Raw genomic sequence first — 316 nt, forward strand, 5'->3', positions numbered from 1 at the left:
CTCGGCGGTGAAGTGCGTGTGCGGCTTGATCGAGCCCGGCTTGCACAGGACTTGGCCACGTTCGACTTCTTCGCGCTTGGTGCCGCGCAGCAGCACGCCGACGTTGTCGCCCGCCTGGCCCTGGTCGAGCAGCTTGCGGAACATTTCGACGCCGGTGCAGGTGGTCTTGACCGTCGGGCGGATGCCCACGATTTCGATTTCTTCGCCGACCTTGATCACGCCGCGCTCGACGGCGCCGGTCACGACCGTGCCGCGACCCGAGATCGAGAACACGTCTTCGACGGGCATCAGGAAGGTGCCGTCCACAGCGCGTTCC

General features: G+C 66.1%; 1 protein-coding gene. It reads right to left on the reverse strand.

Annotation, left to right across the window (positions count from 1 at the left end; translation table 11 throughout):
* Positions 1 to 316: EF-Tu/IF-2/RF-3 family GTPase (locus HB681_RS37825; RefSeq protein ID WP_256735278.1), on the reverse strand; the 316-nt coding region annotated here is incomplete at both ends.

The sequence above is a fragment of the Variovorax sp. dw_954 genome (genome assembly GCF_018449755.1).
In the GTDB taxonomy this organism is placed as follows: Bacteria; Pseudomonadota; Gammaproteobacteria; order Burkholderiales; family Burkholderiaceae_C; genus Variovorax.